Source organism: Kitasatospora sp. NPDC059088 (genome assembly GCF_042738155.1).
Taxonomy (GTDB): domain Bacteria; phylum Actinomycetota; class Actinomycetes; order Streptomycetales; family Streptomycetaceae; genus Kitasatospora.
Genome location: NZ_JBHYGR010000004.1, coordinates 57298 through 72541 on the forward strand (window position 1 = coordinate 57298; position 15244 = coordinate 72541).

General features: G+C 72.8%; 16 protein-coding genes. 9 read left to right on the forward strand and 7 right to left on the reverse strand.

Features of this window, described 5'->3' with window-relative positions:
* Positions 1 to 15: 15 nt before the first annotated feature.
* Together ACFWXO_RS03085 and ACFWXO_RS03090 are read right to left on the reverse strand one after the other, a co-directional pair.
* Complete coding sequence (locus ACFWXO_RS03085) at positions 16 to 1644, reverse strand: relaxase/mobilization nuclease domain-containing protein (RefSeq protein ID WP_380521749.1); 1629 nt, start codon at positions 1642 to 1644, stop codon at positions 16 to 18.
* 92 nt (positions 1645 to 1736) lie between these two features.
* Positions 1737 to 2117, reverse strand: a complete 381-nt coding sequence (locus ACFWXO_RS03090; RefSeq protein ID WP_380521750.1) for a hypothetical protein — start codon at positions 2115 to 2117, stop codon at positions 1737 to 1739.
* A gap of 208 nt (positions 2118 to 2325) precedes the next feature.
* Between ACFWXO_RS03090 and ACFWXO_RS03095 the strand changes: the two genes are divergently transcribed.
* The 5 genes from ACFWXO_RS03095 to ACFWXO_RS03115 all read left to right on the forward strand — a co-directional run bounded on the left by ACFWXO_RS03095 (position 2326) and on the right by ACFWXO_RS03115 (position 5781).
* On the forward strand, positions 2326 to 2655 hold the full coding sequence (locus ACFWXO_RS03095; protein WP_380521752.1) for a hypothetical protein: 330 nt from the start codon (positions 2326 to 2328) through the stop codon (positions 2653 to 2655).
* A 167-nt stretch (positions 2656 to 2822) separates the two neighbouring features.
* Entirely contained in the window at positions 2823 to 3197 is a 375-nt protein-coding gene (locus ACFWXO_RS03100) for a hypothetical protein (RefSeq protein ID WP_380521754.1), read from the forward strand.
* Between the two features lie 262 nt (positions 3198 to 3459).
* Positions 3460 to 4113 carry an SDR family oxidoreductase gene (locus ACFWXO_RS03105; RefSeq protein WP_380521756.1) on the forward strand — a complete coding sequence of 218 codons (654 nt, stop codon included), beginning with the start codon at positions 3460 to 3462 and terminating at the stop codon, positions 4111 to 4113.
* 271 nt (positions 4114 to 4384) lie between these two features.
* A complete protein-coding gene (locus ACFWXO_RS03110) occupies positions 4385 to 5545 on the forward strand; it encodes an anion permease (protein ID WP_380521758.1) in 1161 nt (386 codons plus the stop codon).
* Positions 5542 to 5781, forward strand: a complete 240-nt coding sequence (locus ACFWXO_RS03115) for a hypothetical protein (RefSeq protein WP_380521760.1) — start codon at positions 5542 to 5544, stop codon at positions 5779 to 5781. Before ACFWXO_RS03110 ends, ACFWXO_RS03115 begins: the two co-directional genes overlap by 4 nt.
* A gap of 92 nt (positions 5782 to 5873) precedes the next feature.
* Here ACFWXO_RS03115 and ACFWXO_RS03120 read toward each other — a convergent pair whose 3' ends face one another.
* Together ACFWXO_RS03120 and ACFWXO_RS03125 are read right to left on the reverse strand one after the other, a co-directional pair.
* The gene (locus tag ACFWXO_RS03120) at positions 5874 to 6200 is read right to left on the reverse strand and encodes a hypothetical protein (RefSeq protein WP_380521762.1); all 327 of its coding nucleotides are present in this window, start codon (positions 6198 to 6200) and stop codon (positions 5874 to 5876) included.
* 281 nt (positions 6201 to 6481) lie between these two features.
* On the reverse strand, positions 6482 to 6640 hold the full coding sequence (locus ACFWXO_RS03125) for a hypothetical protein (protein ID WP_380521764.1): 159 nt from the start codon (positions 6638 to 6640) through the stop codon (positions 6482 to 6484).
* A gap of 29 nt (positions 6641 to 6669) precedes the next feature.
* Between ACFWXO_RS03125 and ACFWXO_RS03130 the strand changes: the two genes are divergently transcribed.
* From ACFWXO_RS03130 to ACFWXO_RS03145, 4 genes are all read left to right on the forward strand, one after another.
* Positions 6670 to 7260 (forward strand): hypothetical protein, encoded by a 591-nt coding sequence (locus ACFWXO_RS03130; protein ID WP_380521766.1) that lies wholly within the window; start codon positions 6670 to 6672, stop codon positions 7258 to 7260.
* Between the two features lie 169 nt (positions 7261 to 7429).
* On the forward strand, positions 7430 to 8194 hold the full coding sequence (gene istB, locus ACFWXO_RS03135) for an IS21-like element helper ATPase IstB (RefSeq protein WP_380521768.1): 765 nt from the start codon (positions 7430 to 7432) through the stop codon (positions 8192 to 8194).
* A gap of 80 nt (positions 8195 to 8274) precedes the next feature.
* Positions 8275 to 8772: a DUF4265 domain-containing protein gene (locus ACFWXO_RS03140; RefSeq protein ID WP_380521770.1), complete on the forward strand. Its 498-nt coding sequence runs from the start codon at positions 8275 to 8277 to the stop codon at positions 8770 to 8772.
* Positions 8773 to 8848: 76 nt separating this feature from the next.
* Positions 8849 to 9691 (forward strand): tyrosine-type recombinase/integrase, encoded by an 843-nt coding sequence (locus tag ACFWXO_RS03145; RefSeq protein ID WP_380521772.1) that lies wholly within the window; start codon positions 8849 to 8851, stop codon positions 9689 to 9691.
* 47 nt (positions 9692 to 9738) lie between these two features.
* On the opposite strand, the gene ACFWXO_RS03150 is transcribed toward ACFWXO_RS03145, so the two are convergent.
* From ACFWXO_RS03150 to ACFWXO_RS03160, 3 genes are all read right to left on the reverse strand, one after another.
* A complete protein-coding gene (locus ACFWXO_RS03150; RefSeq protein WP_380521774.1) occupies positions 9739 to 10182 on the reverse strand; it encodes a hypothetical protein in 444 nt (147 codons plus the stop codon).
* Positions 10140 to 12887, reverse strand: a complete 2748-nt coding sequence (locus ACFWXO_RS03155) for a hypothetical protein (RefSeq protein ID WP_380521776.1) — start codon at positions 12885 to 12887, stop codon at positions 10140 to 10142. Before ACFWXO_RS03155 ends, ACFWXO_RS03150 begins: the two co-directional genes overlap by 43 nt.
* A gap of 637 nt (positions 12888 to 13524) precedes the next feature.
* Positions 13525 to 14265: a hypothetical protein gene (locus ACFWXO_RS03160; protein WP_380521778.1), complete on the reverse strand. Its 741-nt coding sequence runs from the start codon at positions 14263 to 14265 to the stop codon at positions 13525 to 13527.
* Positions 14266 to 15244 lie beyond the last annotated feature (979 nt).

Consider the following 15244-nt stretch of genomic DNA (forward strand, 5'->3'; position numbering starts at 1 on the left):
GGGGTCTCCTGTCTGTCAGCGGCTCCGGGTGGGGCCGTCGGCTCCACGGCCGGGGGAGTGTCCTGCTCCGACGGTCGAACCTGGGATCGCCCGCGGAGGGTGCGCTGGTGCGGCGCCGGCCTGCGGAGCAGCAGCTGCTGGTCCTGCGTCCAACGGAACGCTGTGAGCGGCGGCCCAGCCGTCCAGCCTCCAGACGAGGACCTGGGCGACGGACTCGGCTGACCTGAGCTCACGTCGGGCGGCCACCGCGGCGAGGACCGAGACGGGGCTGACGCCGTGCCGCCCCAACGCGGACAGCCGCTCGCGCAGGGCGGGCCAGGCTGGGTCCAGGAGTACGGCCGACGCATGAGCGGGAACGGCCCGAGCCACGACCTCGGCCAGTGGCGACGGTCCCGTCCCACTCGTACGCGGCCGGGTTCCCGCACCGACCGACGATGCCCCGGTGACGAGTTCCACCGCCTCCCGTAGCGGCCGGCCCGTTCGGGCCGCGGCTTCGGCCTGGAGGCGGTAGCCCTGCTCCTCGTGCCACAGCTGCGCCGCCTTGACGGCTGTGGCCAGGGCGAGGAGGAAGCCCAGGAAGGCGACGGTGTCGTTACGGCCTGACGACCCTGCAGCGGACACGAGGATCCGGACCGAGGAACGCAGCAGCAGCCGCGCCTCCCCGTCGAGGTCGCGGTGGCCCGGTGCCCGTGCAGCCCGTTCGAACTCGGCTGCGGAAGCGCGCAGAGCCGGCCCGGTGGGGGACGGCGCGTTCTCGGCCACCACGACGAGGAGGTCGCCGAGAGCGGCGACGTCACCGGCACCCTGCCGTGGCCCGTCGGCGCCGAGTCGCCCGGAGACCACGTCGAGGTTGAGCTCGAGCGTCTGCCAGAGCATGTCGGGCGGGATTTCGGGCGCCGGGATCGGGACCTGCCAGCGTTCCCGGACACGGGGGAGCGACAGGTCGTAGGCCAGGCTCGAGCCCGCGAACCACACCGCGCGATCGCCCCGGTCCCGGTCGCCCGGGAGCGCGACCGCGTAGCCGGTGAACGCGTTGTCCTGCGCGCCGACGCGCTGGGTCACCCGCACTCCGGAAGAGCGGAGGCGTGCGAAGAAGTCGTCCTCGCCCGCGGCGGAGGCCGCTGCCGTACGGACGGTTCGTTCGAGTTGGTCGCGTGCGCTCTCCGGCAGGTGGCGGCGGGAGGCTTTTCGCGTCTCGCCCGTCGTGGGCCAGCGTTTCGCGGTTCGGTCCCCCGACGTCAGCGGACGTAGGTTCCATCGGGTCTCGAGCTGTCGGGCGAGCCGCTGCATCCGGACGATGTCCTGCCGCAGATTCGGTTGGATCCCGTCCTGCCGGGCCTTCGTCGCGACGATGTGGATGTGGTCGTCCGCGTGGCGGACCGCGACCCAGCGGCAACCCCACGGGTCACCGTGCGGGGCGATGCCGGCGGCGTTCATCATCGTCGCCGCGGCCTCGGCCCACTGCCCGTCCGTCAGGAGCGGATCCTCGGGAGCCGTGCGCACGGCGACGTGGTAGACGTGCTCGGCGGGGACGTTGCCCGGGAGGGCGTGCACCGGGGCGTCCAGCAGAAGTCCCAGGTCCCCCACCGTCGTGTTCGCCGACCGCGCGGGGTCGGGCACCCACGGTGCCCACGCGGCGACCATCCGAGGGTCCTCGTGCTCGTCCCGCTTTCCGGGACCGTAGAGGTAGAACAGAAGCCCCGCGGTGTCGTTCCCACCCTTCGCCCTTTTCGGAATCACCAGCGCGACGCTCGCTCCCGCATCACCTGGAGCGTCGCGCGATCTACCCGACGAACGGCCTCCTCGACGAGGTGCACGATCGGCTGGACACCGCCGTCTCCGCTCGGCCCGATCGACGCGCAGAGCCGCACCAACTCACCACGCGACCGGATCAGCTCGGCCAGCACATCCCGGGCGTCCGCCGACACCGGCACGAGCTGATCCTTGGCGACTGCCAGCGCCTTGCGGGCCGCCCACGCGGACACGGCCATGCCGTCGCGGTTCGCGGCCTCCCGCACGATGGTCAGCTCGACATCGTCGTAGGCGAGATTCACCCGGTTCGACCGGGGTGACCGGGTCTGCCGCTCCCGGCGCCGTCCACCCTGCGTGGCACTCACCCTCGCTGCTCCTCGGCTCTGTGAGGACGTTTTTCTCACGGATCCGGAGCGACCCCGTCCCTCGCCGGACTCCCGCTTCGCCACTCTGGTTCGTTGTCGAATTACCTGCTCGTAGATACGCCGGGGTGATGGTCGCGAATCACCGATACGGGTGACACCTGCGAGCGGGTTCGAGACCGTCGGGGACGGCGGTTCTACGATCCCCGGCATGACGAGAGATGACGAATTCCTTCGGCGGATGCGTGAGATCCAGGAGGGGCGCGAGAAGGCGATCGTGCCGCTCGCCGGCCTCATGGCGCAGCGCAAGCGCTTGCGCGACCAGCTGGCCGAGACCGAGGTGCCGTACGGCCAGGCGTTCGCGGCCGCGGAGGCTGCGGGCTGGAGTGCGGAGGAGCTTTCGCGGCTGGGCGCGGAGGCGCCCGTGCGCCGCCCGAAGGGGAGGCCTCGGAAAAGCGGTGCAGGTATCAAGACCGCCATCCCGGGACCGTTGTCCGGCAGCGCGGACGACGCGGCCACGACGGACGTTCCTGCCAGCTGAGGCTGTACCCGCCTGGCAGGCGGGTGCAGCGAGTTAGTGTTCGTTGTTCCATTGGCGGAGAGCCGATCGGATCGGGGCTTACTGATGGTTTCGGGGCGAGTTGAACTGCGCTCCTGTTGCGTCGCCGTTCGCCAGGTCAGTAGCGGAACCGTGGCTCAGAGCCGTCGATGCGCAAGATGCAGTTCCTGGCCCAAGAGGAGAACGTGGACCAGCCCTGGCCAACGGGCTTCCGGTTCGCCGACCGGACCCGGGCCCGTCACGCCGAGGTGCACACCCTGCTTGCCGCGGGCCACGGCAGACGCGCCGTCCAACGGCAGCTCGGCATGACCTACCGCATGGTCAAGGCCCTGGCCGACGCCGCGAACCCGGAGGAGTTCTTCCAGGGTCAGTGGCAGAACCGCCCATCCGTCCTCGACGACTACAAGCCCTACCTCGACGACCGCTGGAACGACGGCTGCACCAATTCCTGGAAGCTCTGGGAGGAGATCGTCCCGCTCGGCTGCAAGGGCAGCTACCAGCGCGTCAGTGCCTGTCTGCGGTAGAAGCGGACCTCGCCACGGCCGGTGCCGCCCAGCCGCCGTCGCCCCGTACCGTCGCCGGCTGGATCCTCCGGCAGCCCACGGCGCTCTCCGAGTCCGAGCAGCTCCAGCTCAAGACGGTCCTGGCCGGCTGCCCCGAGCTGGACGCCCTGACCCGGCACGCCCGCACCTTCGCCGTCATGCTGACGGAACGCCAGGGCGAACGGCTCCTGGAATGGCTCGCCGCGGTCCGCCAGGACGACCTGCCCAGCCTCTACACCCTCGCGTGTCCGAGACAGCAACCGGCGGCGTGGGCGCCGCCGACGACAGGCCCGGTTCGGGAGCACCGCGGGTGGCCCTGGTCACCGGCGCGGGGCGCGGCCTCGGCGCGGCGATCGCCACCCGACTGCACGCGATCGGGCTGCGGGTCGCCTTGCTCGACCGCGACGGAGACGCCGTGGCCGAAGTCGCCCGAGGGCTCGACCCCGGGCTGGGCAGCGCGCTGGCGCTGACCGTCGACGTGGACGACACCGCGGCGGTGGAAGCGGCGCTGGGGGAGGTCGCGGGAAGGTGGCACGCGCCCGACATCCTGGTCAACAACGCCGCCCGCACTGTGCCGGGATCGGTCTGGGACATCGCACTGGACGAGTGGGACGCCGTCATGACGACCAACCTCCGCAGCGTCCTCGTGCTGACCCGGCTCTGCGCGGCGCCGATGCGGGAACGCGGCTGGGGTCGCGTCATCAACCTGTCCTCCCTGGCGGGCCAGCAGGGCGGGACGCTCGCCGGCGCGCACTACTCCGCGGCCAAGGCCGGCGTCCTGGCGCTCACCAAGGTCTTCGCCCGGGAGCTGGCCCCGTACGGGGTCACCGTCAACGTAGACGCCGGGTACGTCACCGGCGCCACCTTCGACATCAACGGCGGGACACACATGCGCTGATGACCTGAGGGGCGTGGCTGGGTATTGGGGTGGAACACCCCCGTGGCAGACCGGGACGGCCACCGGACGGCGAGCCGGTCGGTGGCCTCCCGGGGCGAGACGGCAACGGGGGAGGGCTCACCGGCTCCGATCCGGGAGCAGGGCCCGTACGGCAGGTGAGGCGGTATGGCCGTGCGATGTTGGCCCGACCGGATGGCGGCTGTTCGCCGTTCGGCGTGCCGGGTCGTCGGCGGACCGGCCGGGTCCCGGTGCGCGGGTTAGGTTCGGGCCCGTGACCGGCAACGACGCGGTCCTGGCGCTGATGGTGGTCACGGCGCTGGGCTTCGACTTCACCAACGGCTTCCACGACACCGGCAACGCGATGGCGACCTCGATCGTCACCGGCGCGCTCCCGCCGCGCGTCGCGGTCGCGGTGTCGGCGGTGCTGAACCTGGTCGGCGCGTTCCTGTCGACCGCTGTGGCGGCGACCATCGCCAACGGCCTGGTCGCCAGCGGGCAGGTGACCCTGACCGTGGTGTGCGCCGGTCTGACCGGCAGCATCCTGTGGAACCTGGCCACCTGGTTCCTCGGGATCCCCTCCAGTTCCTCGCACGCGCTGATCGGCGGGGTGGTCGGGGCGACGGTGGCGGCGGCCGGGGTCTCGGCGGTCAAATGGCAGGGGCTGGTCTCCAAGGTGGTCGTGCCCGCCGCGCTGTCGCCGTTCATCGCCGGCGGGGTGGCCGTGGCCGGCACCCTTCTGGTCTACCGCCTCACCCGCGGCGTGCCCGAGGGCCCGCGCGGGCGCGGGTTCCGGCTGGGCCAGATCGGCTCGGCCTCGATGGTCTCGCTCGCCCACGGCACCAACGACGCGCAGAAGACCATGGGCGCCATCACCCTGGCCCTGATCGCCAACGGCACCCTGCCGACCGGAGCGCGGGCACCGGACTGGGTGGTCGTCTCCTGCGCGGTGGCGATCGCCCTGGGCACCTACGTCGGCGGTTGGCGGGTGATCCGCGCGCTGGGCAAGGGGCTGGTGGAGATCGAACCGCCGCAGGGGATGGCCGCCGAGTCGGCCTCGGCCGCCGTGATCCTCTGCTCCACCGACTTCGGCTACTCGCTGTCCACCACGCACGTGGCCACCGGGTCGATCCTGGGCTCGGGGATCGGCCGGAGGGGCGCGGCGGTTCGTTGGCAGCTGGCCCACCGGATGGCCACGGCCTGGCTGCTCACCCTCCCGGCCGCCGCAGCGGCCGGCGCGGTGGCCTACTGGGTCGCGAACGGGATCGGCGGAACGGCCGGGGTGGTGGTGATCCTCGTCGTGCTGGTACTGGCGTCGACCGCCTTCTTCGCCGCCTCCCGCTACCCGCCGGTGACGCCGGAGAACGTCAATGCCGCATGGACCGGTTCGGTGGCCCCGGAGCCGGTCAAGGCCAAGGACGAGGTGGGCCCGTGAACTCCTGGGTCAACCTGGACGCGCTGTGGCGGATCGTCGTGGTGGGGCTGCTCACCGGCGCCGGCCTGCCCGCGCTGTTCGCCCTCGGCCTGCGCCTGCTCAATCCGACCGGTGCTGAGGGTTCGGCCGACCGGCCCACCGCCGGGCCGGTCGGCTACGCCCTGGCCGGACTGGTCTTCGCGGTGGTGCTTGCGGCGATCGGCTGGGGCATCTCCGTCATCGTCAACCACCGCTGACCGCCCGACGCCGAGGCCGTCGCCGGGCAGTTCGGTGTAGCGGGTGTTCCGGCCGTCGTCCGGGCGGATGCGGGCGACGCGAAGCGTGTTCATCAGGCTCCGTGAGACGTAGAACTCCTGTTCGGCCTCCCAGTCGGGCCGGAAGTGAGGTATAGGGGGCCGGGGACCCTGCTCCAGCCGGACCACCGGTTGGAGTTCCGGTCCAAGAGGAGGTTGTAGTAGGCGTGGCCGTCGTCGCCGACGCGGAACATGACCAGGCGCTGGGCGCGGGCGTCCACGTCGCCGACCGCCAGCGTGGGCGGGAGGCGGGTGCGGGCGTTGCCCGGCATCTGCCGCCGGGCGCCGTGCCGCCACCAGATCCGGTCGTCCTCGCCGCGGGTGGCCTCGTAGGTCCCGTTGTCGTGCCAGATAGCCGTCATGGCCGACGGGGACCGCGCGGGGCCGCCCTCGTTGATCCAGCCGCCTTCGGTCGCGGCTACGGCGGGTGAGGCCGAGAGTCCAACCGCCAGGCCGAGTCCGGCCAACACCACTCCCGCCACGCGGGGTGCGCGAGCGACTGCGGCGCGGAGGACGGGCATGCGTTGTGATCCCGCACGCTGGCGCCGCCGGAGGCGTGCGGCGGTGCCGTGAGCGCACGGAGGCCTGCCTGCGGATGCACACGACCGACCGGTCGGCCCGCCGGTCGGCTCCCGGGGTGTGGCTACCCGGCCGCGGCCAGGTGGGTGCCGAAGAAGTCGGCCAGTTTCGCGATGGCGGGGGCGACGTACCGCTCCTTGTCGTAGAGGTCGACGTGTGCGGCGCCGTCGATCCAGTGCAGTCCCTTGGGGCCGGTCGAGCGCTGGATCGCCCGTACGCTCATCCAGGCGTGTGAACGGTCAGCGATTTCAGATGCAGGCCGAGGCCCTGACGTGGTCGACTGGCACCGCCGGCCGCAGGCAGTGCCGACCGCTGGGCGGCGCGAGTCCGCTGTCGGTGTTCGAAGCGGTGGAGTCCAAGGCCCTGCTGCCGTTGCCGGACAAGCCGTTCGTGCTGGCCCGCTGGTCCACAGCCGCAGTGGGCCCTGACATCCACATCAAGGTCGGCCGCACCCTCTACTCGGTGCCATGGAAGCTGATCGGCCGCAAGGTCGACGTCCGCTCCACCGCCACTATGGTCCAGGTCTTCCATGAGGGCGAGCTGGTCAAGACCCACGCCGCACTCGACCAGGGCAAGCGCACGGACAAGAACGGCTACCCGCCGGAGAAGATCGCCTTCCAGATGAAGACGCCGATCTGGTGCCGAAGCCAGTCCTCCGAGGTCGGCGACGCCTGCCGGGAGGTGAGCGACCAGCTGCTGGAGGTCAACGCGCTCTACCGGCTCCGCGCTGCCCAGGGGATCCTCGGGCTGCGGAAGAGTACGGCGACCAGCGGCTGGAGGCGGCCTGCACCAAGGCCATCGCGGTCGGTGACCCGTCCTACCGCACCATCAAGGGCATCCTGATCGCGGGCACCGAGACCGACCCCGAGCCGGAGACCGGCGACGCCGGGGCCGCGGCCTTCCTCCACGGCCCCGAGGGACTGTTCGCCACGAGCATCCCCACCCAGACCTCCGGCGAGCCTGAGGGCACCCCGGGCCACGCTGACGCCGACGACGCCGAGGAGGCCGCTCGATGAGCGTGATGGACACCGCCCTGCGTGAGTCGCTCAAGGCCCTTCGGCTGTCGGGAATGCTGGAGACCCTGGATGCGCGGCTGATCCAGGCCCAGGGTGGTGAACTCGGCCACTTGGACTTCCTTCAGGTCCTCTGCCAGGACGAGATCACCCGTCGCGAGACGGTCGCTTTCCAACGGCGCTTGCAGAAGGCGAAGTTTGAGCAGCAGGTCACTCTGGAGGAGTTCGACTTCGCCGCTTCCCCGAAGCTGCCCGCGGCCCAGATCCGCGACTTGGCCGCTCTGCGCTGGCTCCACGCAGGCGAGTCGGTGATCCTCTTCGGCCCGGTGGGCGTCGGTAAGACACACGTCGCCCAGGCCCTCGGTCACCTCGCTGTCCGACAGGGCGCGAACGTCCGCTTCACGAAGATCAGCCGGGTCCTGGCCGAGCTCGCCGGCGGCCACGCGGACCGCACCTGGGACAAGCGCATGCGAGAGCTGATCCGACCCGACGTCCTCATCCTGGACGACTTCGCCATGCGGCAGCTGAGCGCGGCCCAGGCCGACGACCTCTACGAGCTGGTCTCCGAGCGGCAGGGGCGCTCGCTGATCATCACCAGCAACCGGGCCCCCAGCGACTGGTATCCCCTCTTCCCCAACCCCGTCGTCGCCGAGTCGCTGCTGGACCGGCTGATCAACACCAGCCACCAGGTCATCATGAACGGCCCCAGCTACCGGCCCAACAAGCGCCCGAGGAATCCCGCCGAGAAGCCTCAGACACTCTGACCGGCGCCACGGAGTGCTCAGCTGACCGCTGCCCGCAGCCCCGCGTTCCGGCCCCGCCGGCCCACGTGGATGATGGTGCGGTGACGAACATCAGCGACGCCCAGGTGAAGGTCCACTTCCGGATGGAGGTCGACGAGGACGGCTGGCCGCCGGCAAGCGTCGAGAGCCTGTGGGCAGTGGACCTTGGCGACGGAACGGTGCGTCTCGACAACACCCCCTGGTTCGTCCGCGGCGTCGCGAGCGGCGACGTCATCCGCGTGAGCGTCGATGATGACGGCCTGCGCTGGGCAACGGAGACCGTTCATGCCTCGGAGAACTGCACCATCCGGTTGATCGTGCTCGAGGGCGGCGGCTCTGCCGCTGCCCGGCAGACCGTGCTGGAGACCTTCCACCAGTTCGGCGCCACCGGCGAGGGCATCGAGCAGTTCCGGATGGTCGCGCTGAAGATCCCGCCGGAAGCGGACATCCAGCGGATCCGAACGCTGTTGGAACACGGCGAGGCGCAGGGTCGGTGGCACTGGGAAGAAGGATGTGTCACTGCCGCATGGGAAGCCAGTGCAGGCGCGGAGGACGACTGAGCGCCTCCGGGACCGCCTTCAGATCACCGGCCAGACGCGAGAGGGTGGGGAATTGTCTGGCGTTTGACCTGGGGAATTGGCTGACCGTCGACACCTCGACGCCTATCCCGACGGCTATCCCCGGCTACGGATCCCTGTCGGCAAGACCTACACCGAACGCATGATCCCGCTGCACCCGCAGGCCGCCGACGCACTGCGGAGCCTGATCGAGACCGCCAAGGCCGGCAACGCCGCCGCCCGCCACGACCCGTGGGCCCAGCGGCCGGTCCGCTACGTGTTCATGCGCCGAGGCAAGCCGATGGGCAGGTTCTTCCTCTTCGACGACGCCCTGGAGATCGCCTGCCGCAAGGCCGGGCTCCTCGACGGCGACGGAAACCACACAGTCACCGCGCACAGGTTCCGGCATTCCGTCGGCACCCAGCTCGCCGAGGGCGGTGCCCAGATCCAGACCATCATGGCCATCCTGGGCCACCGCAGCGCGCAGATGTCAGCAACCTACTCGCACATCAGCGACCCCGTGCTCAAAGAGCAGTACGAAAAGGTCATCGCCGCCGGCGGACGCATCGCTGGCCCGGCCGCCGAGGCACTCCTGGCCAACCAGCTCGGCGAGGAAACCGTCCACTGGCTGAAGACCAACTTCTTCAAGACCGAACTCGAACTCGGCCACTGCCTGCGCACCCCGGCCGAAGGACCGTGCGAATGCGACCTCTACCTACGGTGCTCGAAGTTCTTCACCACCAGCGAGTACGTTCCGCGACTGAGGGAGCGGCTGGTCCGCGAGCACGAGCTGGTCCAGGACGCGGTCGAACGCGGCTGGCCTCGTGAGGTCGAACGGCACACCGCGACCTCCAGCCGGATCTGCGAACCTCTCGCGGAACTCGGCGAGTCCACTGCCTCAGGCACGCTAGGGGATGCGTGATCTCCTCTTCAGGCCGGTTCATTGATGCCCGTCCCGTCGCGACGAGGTCAGGAGCCCACGGGGGTGCCGTCCGGCTTCCGCCCGAAGGCAGATGCGAGGACGTCGGGGAGGTCGGCCGCTGGGACAGCGGTGCGCACCTCCGCCAGGACACGGGGGAAGTCGTCATCATCGATGGCACCCAGGTACTCCTGGCGCAGCTTGTGGATGATCTCGACAAGCTCGGGCCGCAACCGCATCCAGGCGCGAGACGTTCGGATCTCCTCCTCGACCTGATCCATGAACCAGCGCATGACCACGTACGGGATGTCCAGGTGCCCGCTCTGGGGATCGAAGCACAGCGCTGGCTCCCGCACCGGGTCCTCATCGGGGACGACGGCGGTCACAAGAGCTCGTTGATCGGCGACAAGGTGCAGTTCCAGATACCAGGCGTCGTCCGGGACGGAGTACATCACGGTGATCGCGTAGTCGCCGTCGGGGTGCGGGAAGGGCATGGCCGCATGCTGCCACAGCCGTCAGGCGGGCGGTCGGCGTGGAGGGTGGCCAGCGCGTCGAGCTCGGCGAGCAGGCTGTCGTACGGCGCGTCGAGGTCCAGGGCGGCGGCCCGCAGGCGCAGGGCGAGGGGTGCGAAATCGGGGGCCGTGGTGAGGAGTTCGGCTGCGTCCCGGGCCGCTGCGACGGCTGCCGCGGTGGGGCGGTCGCCCACGCCCACGCCGAGTCGGGCCGCCAGGAAGTCGATCCGTTGCCGGGCCGGCCGGTCGCGGTCGGCCGTCGCGTCCAGCTCGTCCGCCGCCGTGTGCTCGCCCGCCAGCAGCCCCGTCAGGGCCTCGGTCAGTCGGCGGCCGGTGCCGCCGGTGGCCAGCACCACGAGACCGCTCGCCGAGGCCCGCCAGGAGGAGCGGTTGGCGAGGTCGACGGTGCCCGCCAGCAGGAGGTCCTCCGCCTCGGGGTACCAGGGCGCCCAGGAGACCAGCCGGTCGAGCGCGGCCTGGGCGGTCTCCGGGTCGTCACCGCCCGTCACCCGGCTCACCAGGGCGGCGTAGCGGGGGCGGTCGGCGGCAGGCAGGTCCAGCGGGCGGGTGCGCAGCACCGCGGTCCGGGTGACGGGCGGGCCCGCCGCGGCCCCGTCGAGCATCCGCCAGGCCGCGGGCGCGGGGAGCAGCTTGACGGCGGCGGCCACGGCGGCCGCCCGTACGTCGCGGTGCTGTTCGGGCCGGTCGTGCACCTCGGTGAGGAGCGTGAGCGCGGTCTCCAACGGTAGCAGGCGGGCGACCAGGCGGACCAGTTCCTTGCGGCTGGTGACCTTCGCCCCGCCGCCGGCGGCCGTCCCGGCGCTGTCGGCTGTCCCGGCGCTGCCGGCCGGTCCGGGCAGCAGCGCCTCCCGCAGCACGGGTGCCAGTCGCGAGGGCGCGACGAAGCCGGCGGCCCGCCCGGCCGCGTACAGGGCCACCCGGGCCCGGTCGTCGCCCGCGTGGGCCAGCAGCAACGGCAGTGCCTCGGCGGGCCGGTCCGTCCGGACCAGGGCCCCGAGCGCGGCCTCGGCGAGCACCGTGTCCGGGGACTCGGCGTACCGGTGGACGGTGGCGAAACCGAGTTCGGGGATCGCCGCCAGGGTGCGCAGGTGCCCGGCCCGGGTGTGCACGGGCAGCGAGGCGTCGTCCGCCGCCCCGGCCAACAGGCGCGCGGCGGCCGCGCGTTGCCGGGGCGCCCAGCACTCGATCCCGTCGGTCGGCGGCAGCCAGCGGGACCCCGCCGCCAGGAAGCGCCCGTACGGCGGGGTGGCGCCGAGCACGGTGTCGAGCAGGTCGGTGCGCTGTCGGGCCAGCACGACGAGCACCTGTGGCAGGACGGCGGCCGAGGGCTCCAGGTCCAGGACCCGGGCCACCCGCTCGCCCCGGGTCGCCGGGTCGGCGAGCCAGTGGCCGACGGCCTGCCGGACGGTCGCGTTGTCGCCGAACTGGACGGCCTCCCACAGGAGTTCCTGCAGTTCGGGCAGGCGGTGGGCGCGTCGGCCCAGGGCCCCGGCCAGGGCGAAGGTCAGGGTGTGGTCGACCTTGTCCGCGCCGGCCGTCAGCCACGGCCGCAGCGCCTCGAAGACCTGGACCTCCTGGCCGCGCCGCAGCGTGGTGTCCAGCCGGCCCAGCGGAATACTGCCGAGCGCCCCGGAGAGCTGCCGCAGGGCGGCCAGGGCCCAGCCCAGCAGGGCCTGTTCGCCGCTCGTGGCGTGCTCGCGCAGCACCCCGAGGGCGAGCTCGGAGAGTGCCTGGCGGGTGTGCCAGGAGGTGTCCCGGGCCTCGACGGCGTCGGTGACGATCCGGGTGAGGGCGTCGGCCGCCGCGCCGGTGAGGAGCGCGGGCGGGACGGCCGCCAGCGCGACCAGGTCGGGGGAGCGGACCGGGTCCTGCTCGTTGCGCAGCCGCGCCAGCTCGGCGAGCAGCTCCCCGACCGCCGCCGCGTCGCCCGAGCGGGCCGCGTTGCGCACCAGCAGCGGGTAGGCCAGCGCCCGGTCCTCCGCGGCGGGCCGGCGGGTGGCCGCGAGCAGCCGCGGCCGGGTCTCGGCCACCGGCAGGTGGGCGACGTGGGCCAGCACGACGGACCACGCGGCGCCGCGCTCGGCGGCCTGTTCGGCCATCCGCCGGGCCTCGGCCTGCGCCCGACGGCGGGGCAGCGCGTCGAGCACGGCCTCGGACAGGTCGTGGTGGCCCTGGTCCCGGTCGGCGGTGGCGTGGTCGTAGAACGCCTCGCGGCGGGACGGCGGCAGGGCGCGCAGCAGCCGGGCGAGCCACATCGGGGCGGTGCTCCAGGCCCGGGCCAGGTCCGCCAGCTCGGGCGTGTCGAGCCGGGCGGCCCGGGTCAGCGCGCTGCGGGAGATCGACGCGGTGGCGGCCCGCTCGGGCACGGTGACCAGCCGGATGGTCCGGCCGGGCGCGGCGGTCAGCAGCCGGCCCAGGCACTGCTGCATCGGCTGTGGCAGGCGGGTGGGGCAGTGGCGTTCCAGCAGGTCCAGCACCCGCTCCGGCCGGTTCCCGGCCACGGCTGCCAGGGCGTCCCCGTTGCGGTACCACCAGGCGGTACGGGCCGACTCGGGCAACTCGGCGAGCTGCCGGGCCAGTTCGTCCAGCAGCAGGTCGGGGTGGCGGCGGGCCAGCTGGTGCCAGTTGGTGAAGGCCGGGAACAGTCCGGGCAGGAGCTCGGCCACGGTGCCGGGCCCGCAGCCGGGCAGCAGCCTGGCGGCCGCCGCGTCCCCCAGGACTGCCGGAAGGAGTCCAGCAGCCGTTCCGCCAGCTCGGTGCGGCCGCGGGACACGATGTGGGCGGTGAGCCGGTGGCGCAGCACGGCCGGCGCGTCGGCCAGCGCCGCGGCCAGCGCCTCGTCCGGGACGGGCAGGTGGAGCGCGGCTTTCAAGGCCTGGCGGCTGACGGCCGGGTCGGGATCGGTGAGCCGGGCGGCGACGAAGGCGGCGTCCTCGGCGATCGTGGCGGCGACTCCGGCCAGTCCTCGACCGTAGGCGCCGCGTGTGTCCAACTCGGCCAGCAGCGGGCGGAGTTGCTCCGGATAGTTGCCGTGGCGCAGCTCCCTGGTCCAGGCGGCGAGCCGCCGCATCCGGGCCGGGTGGGCGAGCGGATCGAGCTCGGCGAGGAGGTGGTCGACGGTTTCGGCGGGAGTCTGCGGTGCGCTGGACATGCCGGTCATTCAACCTGCCCGCCGCCCCTGCCGTCGCACGGTTTTCGGGTGCGGCGGGTGCGGCGGGCGGGACGGGGGCTGGCAGGCGGGCAGGCGGGCGGGGCGGGGGCTGGTGGGGCCGGGTGCGGGACGGGCTCAGGTGGTCGACGGGGTCAGTGCGCCGGGCGCCTGGCGAAGACCTGGTGGTCCGTGGGCGCGGGCGGGGCGCTCGGGCCCGCCACCAGGTTGCGGCTGGTGGACTCGAACAGGACGGTGCCGCCGTGCGCGTCCACGTGCGGGGTGGTGGAGTCGCCGTTGCCGAGCGAGCCGTCCGCGGCGTCGGAGACCCGCTCGACGCGGCCGGTGCGCAGGTCGTAGCGGTACACGTCCCAGTGCTCGTGCTGTGCGCCGGGCACCAGGTTGGTGGCGGAGGAGTCGAAGTACGCCCAGTGGTCGTCGCCGGTCACCTGGGCGCTGTCGGAGGTGGCGGTCGAGACCGTGCCGGGCAGGCCGGCGGTGAGGGGGATGAGGGCGCCCGTATGGAGGTCTCGGGCGAAGAGCTGGTCCTGGTACCGGTCGCCGCCGGGGGCGCCGACGGGGACGGTCAGGCCGTAGACGGCGTACCGCCCGCTCGGGCTGAGCGTCGCGTCCAGGGTCGCGTCGGGGCTGACGTGCCCGGTGGGGTCGTAGCTGACCGGGAGGACGGCGTGCGACCGCACGTCGTAGGTGTAGTAGGTGCCCGCGCGCATCCGCCCCGAGGCCGGCGACGGGGCCGGGTCGGCCCGGTGCGCGGGGGCGCCGGTGACGCCCAGGTCGGTGGCGTTCGAGCTGAACCCGAGGGTGCGGCCGTCCGCGCTGATCGTCGGGTTGACGGACTGGCCCCGGGAGGCGGCGCCGGCGGCGGTGGCGGACACCACCCGGGTGGTGTGCGTCCACAGGTCGGTGAGGTAGACGTTCGAGTCGTAGTTCGGGAGGCGGAGCCGCTCGCCGCTGTCCGTCGTGGTCGCTGCGGGTGCGGGTGCGGGTGCGGCGGCCGGGACGAGGTCGGTGCGGTCGGAGACGTGCGACGTAGCGGCCGTCGGCGCTCATGGACGGCGCCGACGCGCTGTGGCCGGGATCGGGGTCCGGGGTGCCCTGCGGGGCGCTGACCAGCCGGGTGTGCCCGGTCAGGCGGTCGCGGACGTAGACGTTCTCCCGGCCCGTGGCGGGGGCGCCGGGGACGACGTTCGCGGCGGTGGTGTCGAAGGCGACGTACCGGCCGTCGGCGGAGACCGCCACGCCGACGGTGACGCCGCTGAGCGCGGAGCCGTCGTCGGCGAGGTCGACCCGCTCGGTGCGGCCGTCGACGAGGTCCCGCAGGAACGCGTCGGTGCCCCCCTTCGACGGCTGGGCGACCAGGTCGGTCGCCGCGGAGGTGAACACCGCGGAGCGGCCGTCGGCGCTGACGGCCCCCGACTGGGCCTGGCTGTTCGCCTGGGCGCCGTTCGGCGTGACGCTGACCGGGACGGTGGCGGACCGACGCGCCTCCTGGCCGGCCTGCGCGGGGGCGGTGGCCAGGGCCGGTGCGGCGGCGGTCAGGGCCAGCGCGGTGGCGGCCGCGAGGGCGGTGGCGGAGCCGGCGAAGCGGCGATTGACGGGATGCATGACGGAGTGTCCTCCCCGGGGCGACCGCCCGCCGCTTCCGGACGGCGGGCACCGGGGAGAGCCAATCGCCGGGCGGTGCGGGCGGTCAACCGACGGTGCGGCGAGGAGTGGTGATTTCGCCAACTTTATTCTCCAGCAAGAGAGTTGACTCGCCGGAGAAGGTCGTATGACGCCCGCCCCGAGGGCCGGCGAACGCGGCGGAAAACCTTGGTGGGGGTGTTGTCGTCGACCAACCGTGCCCCCGTCGGG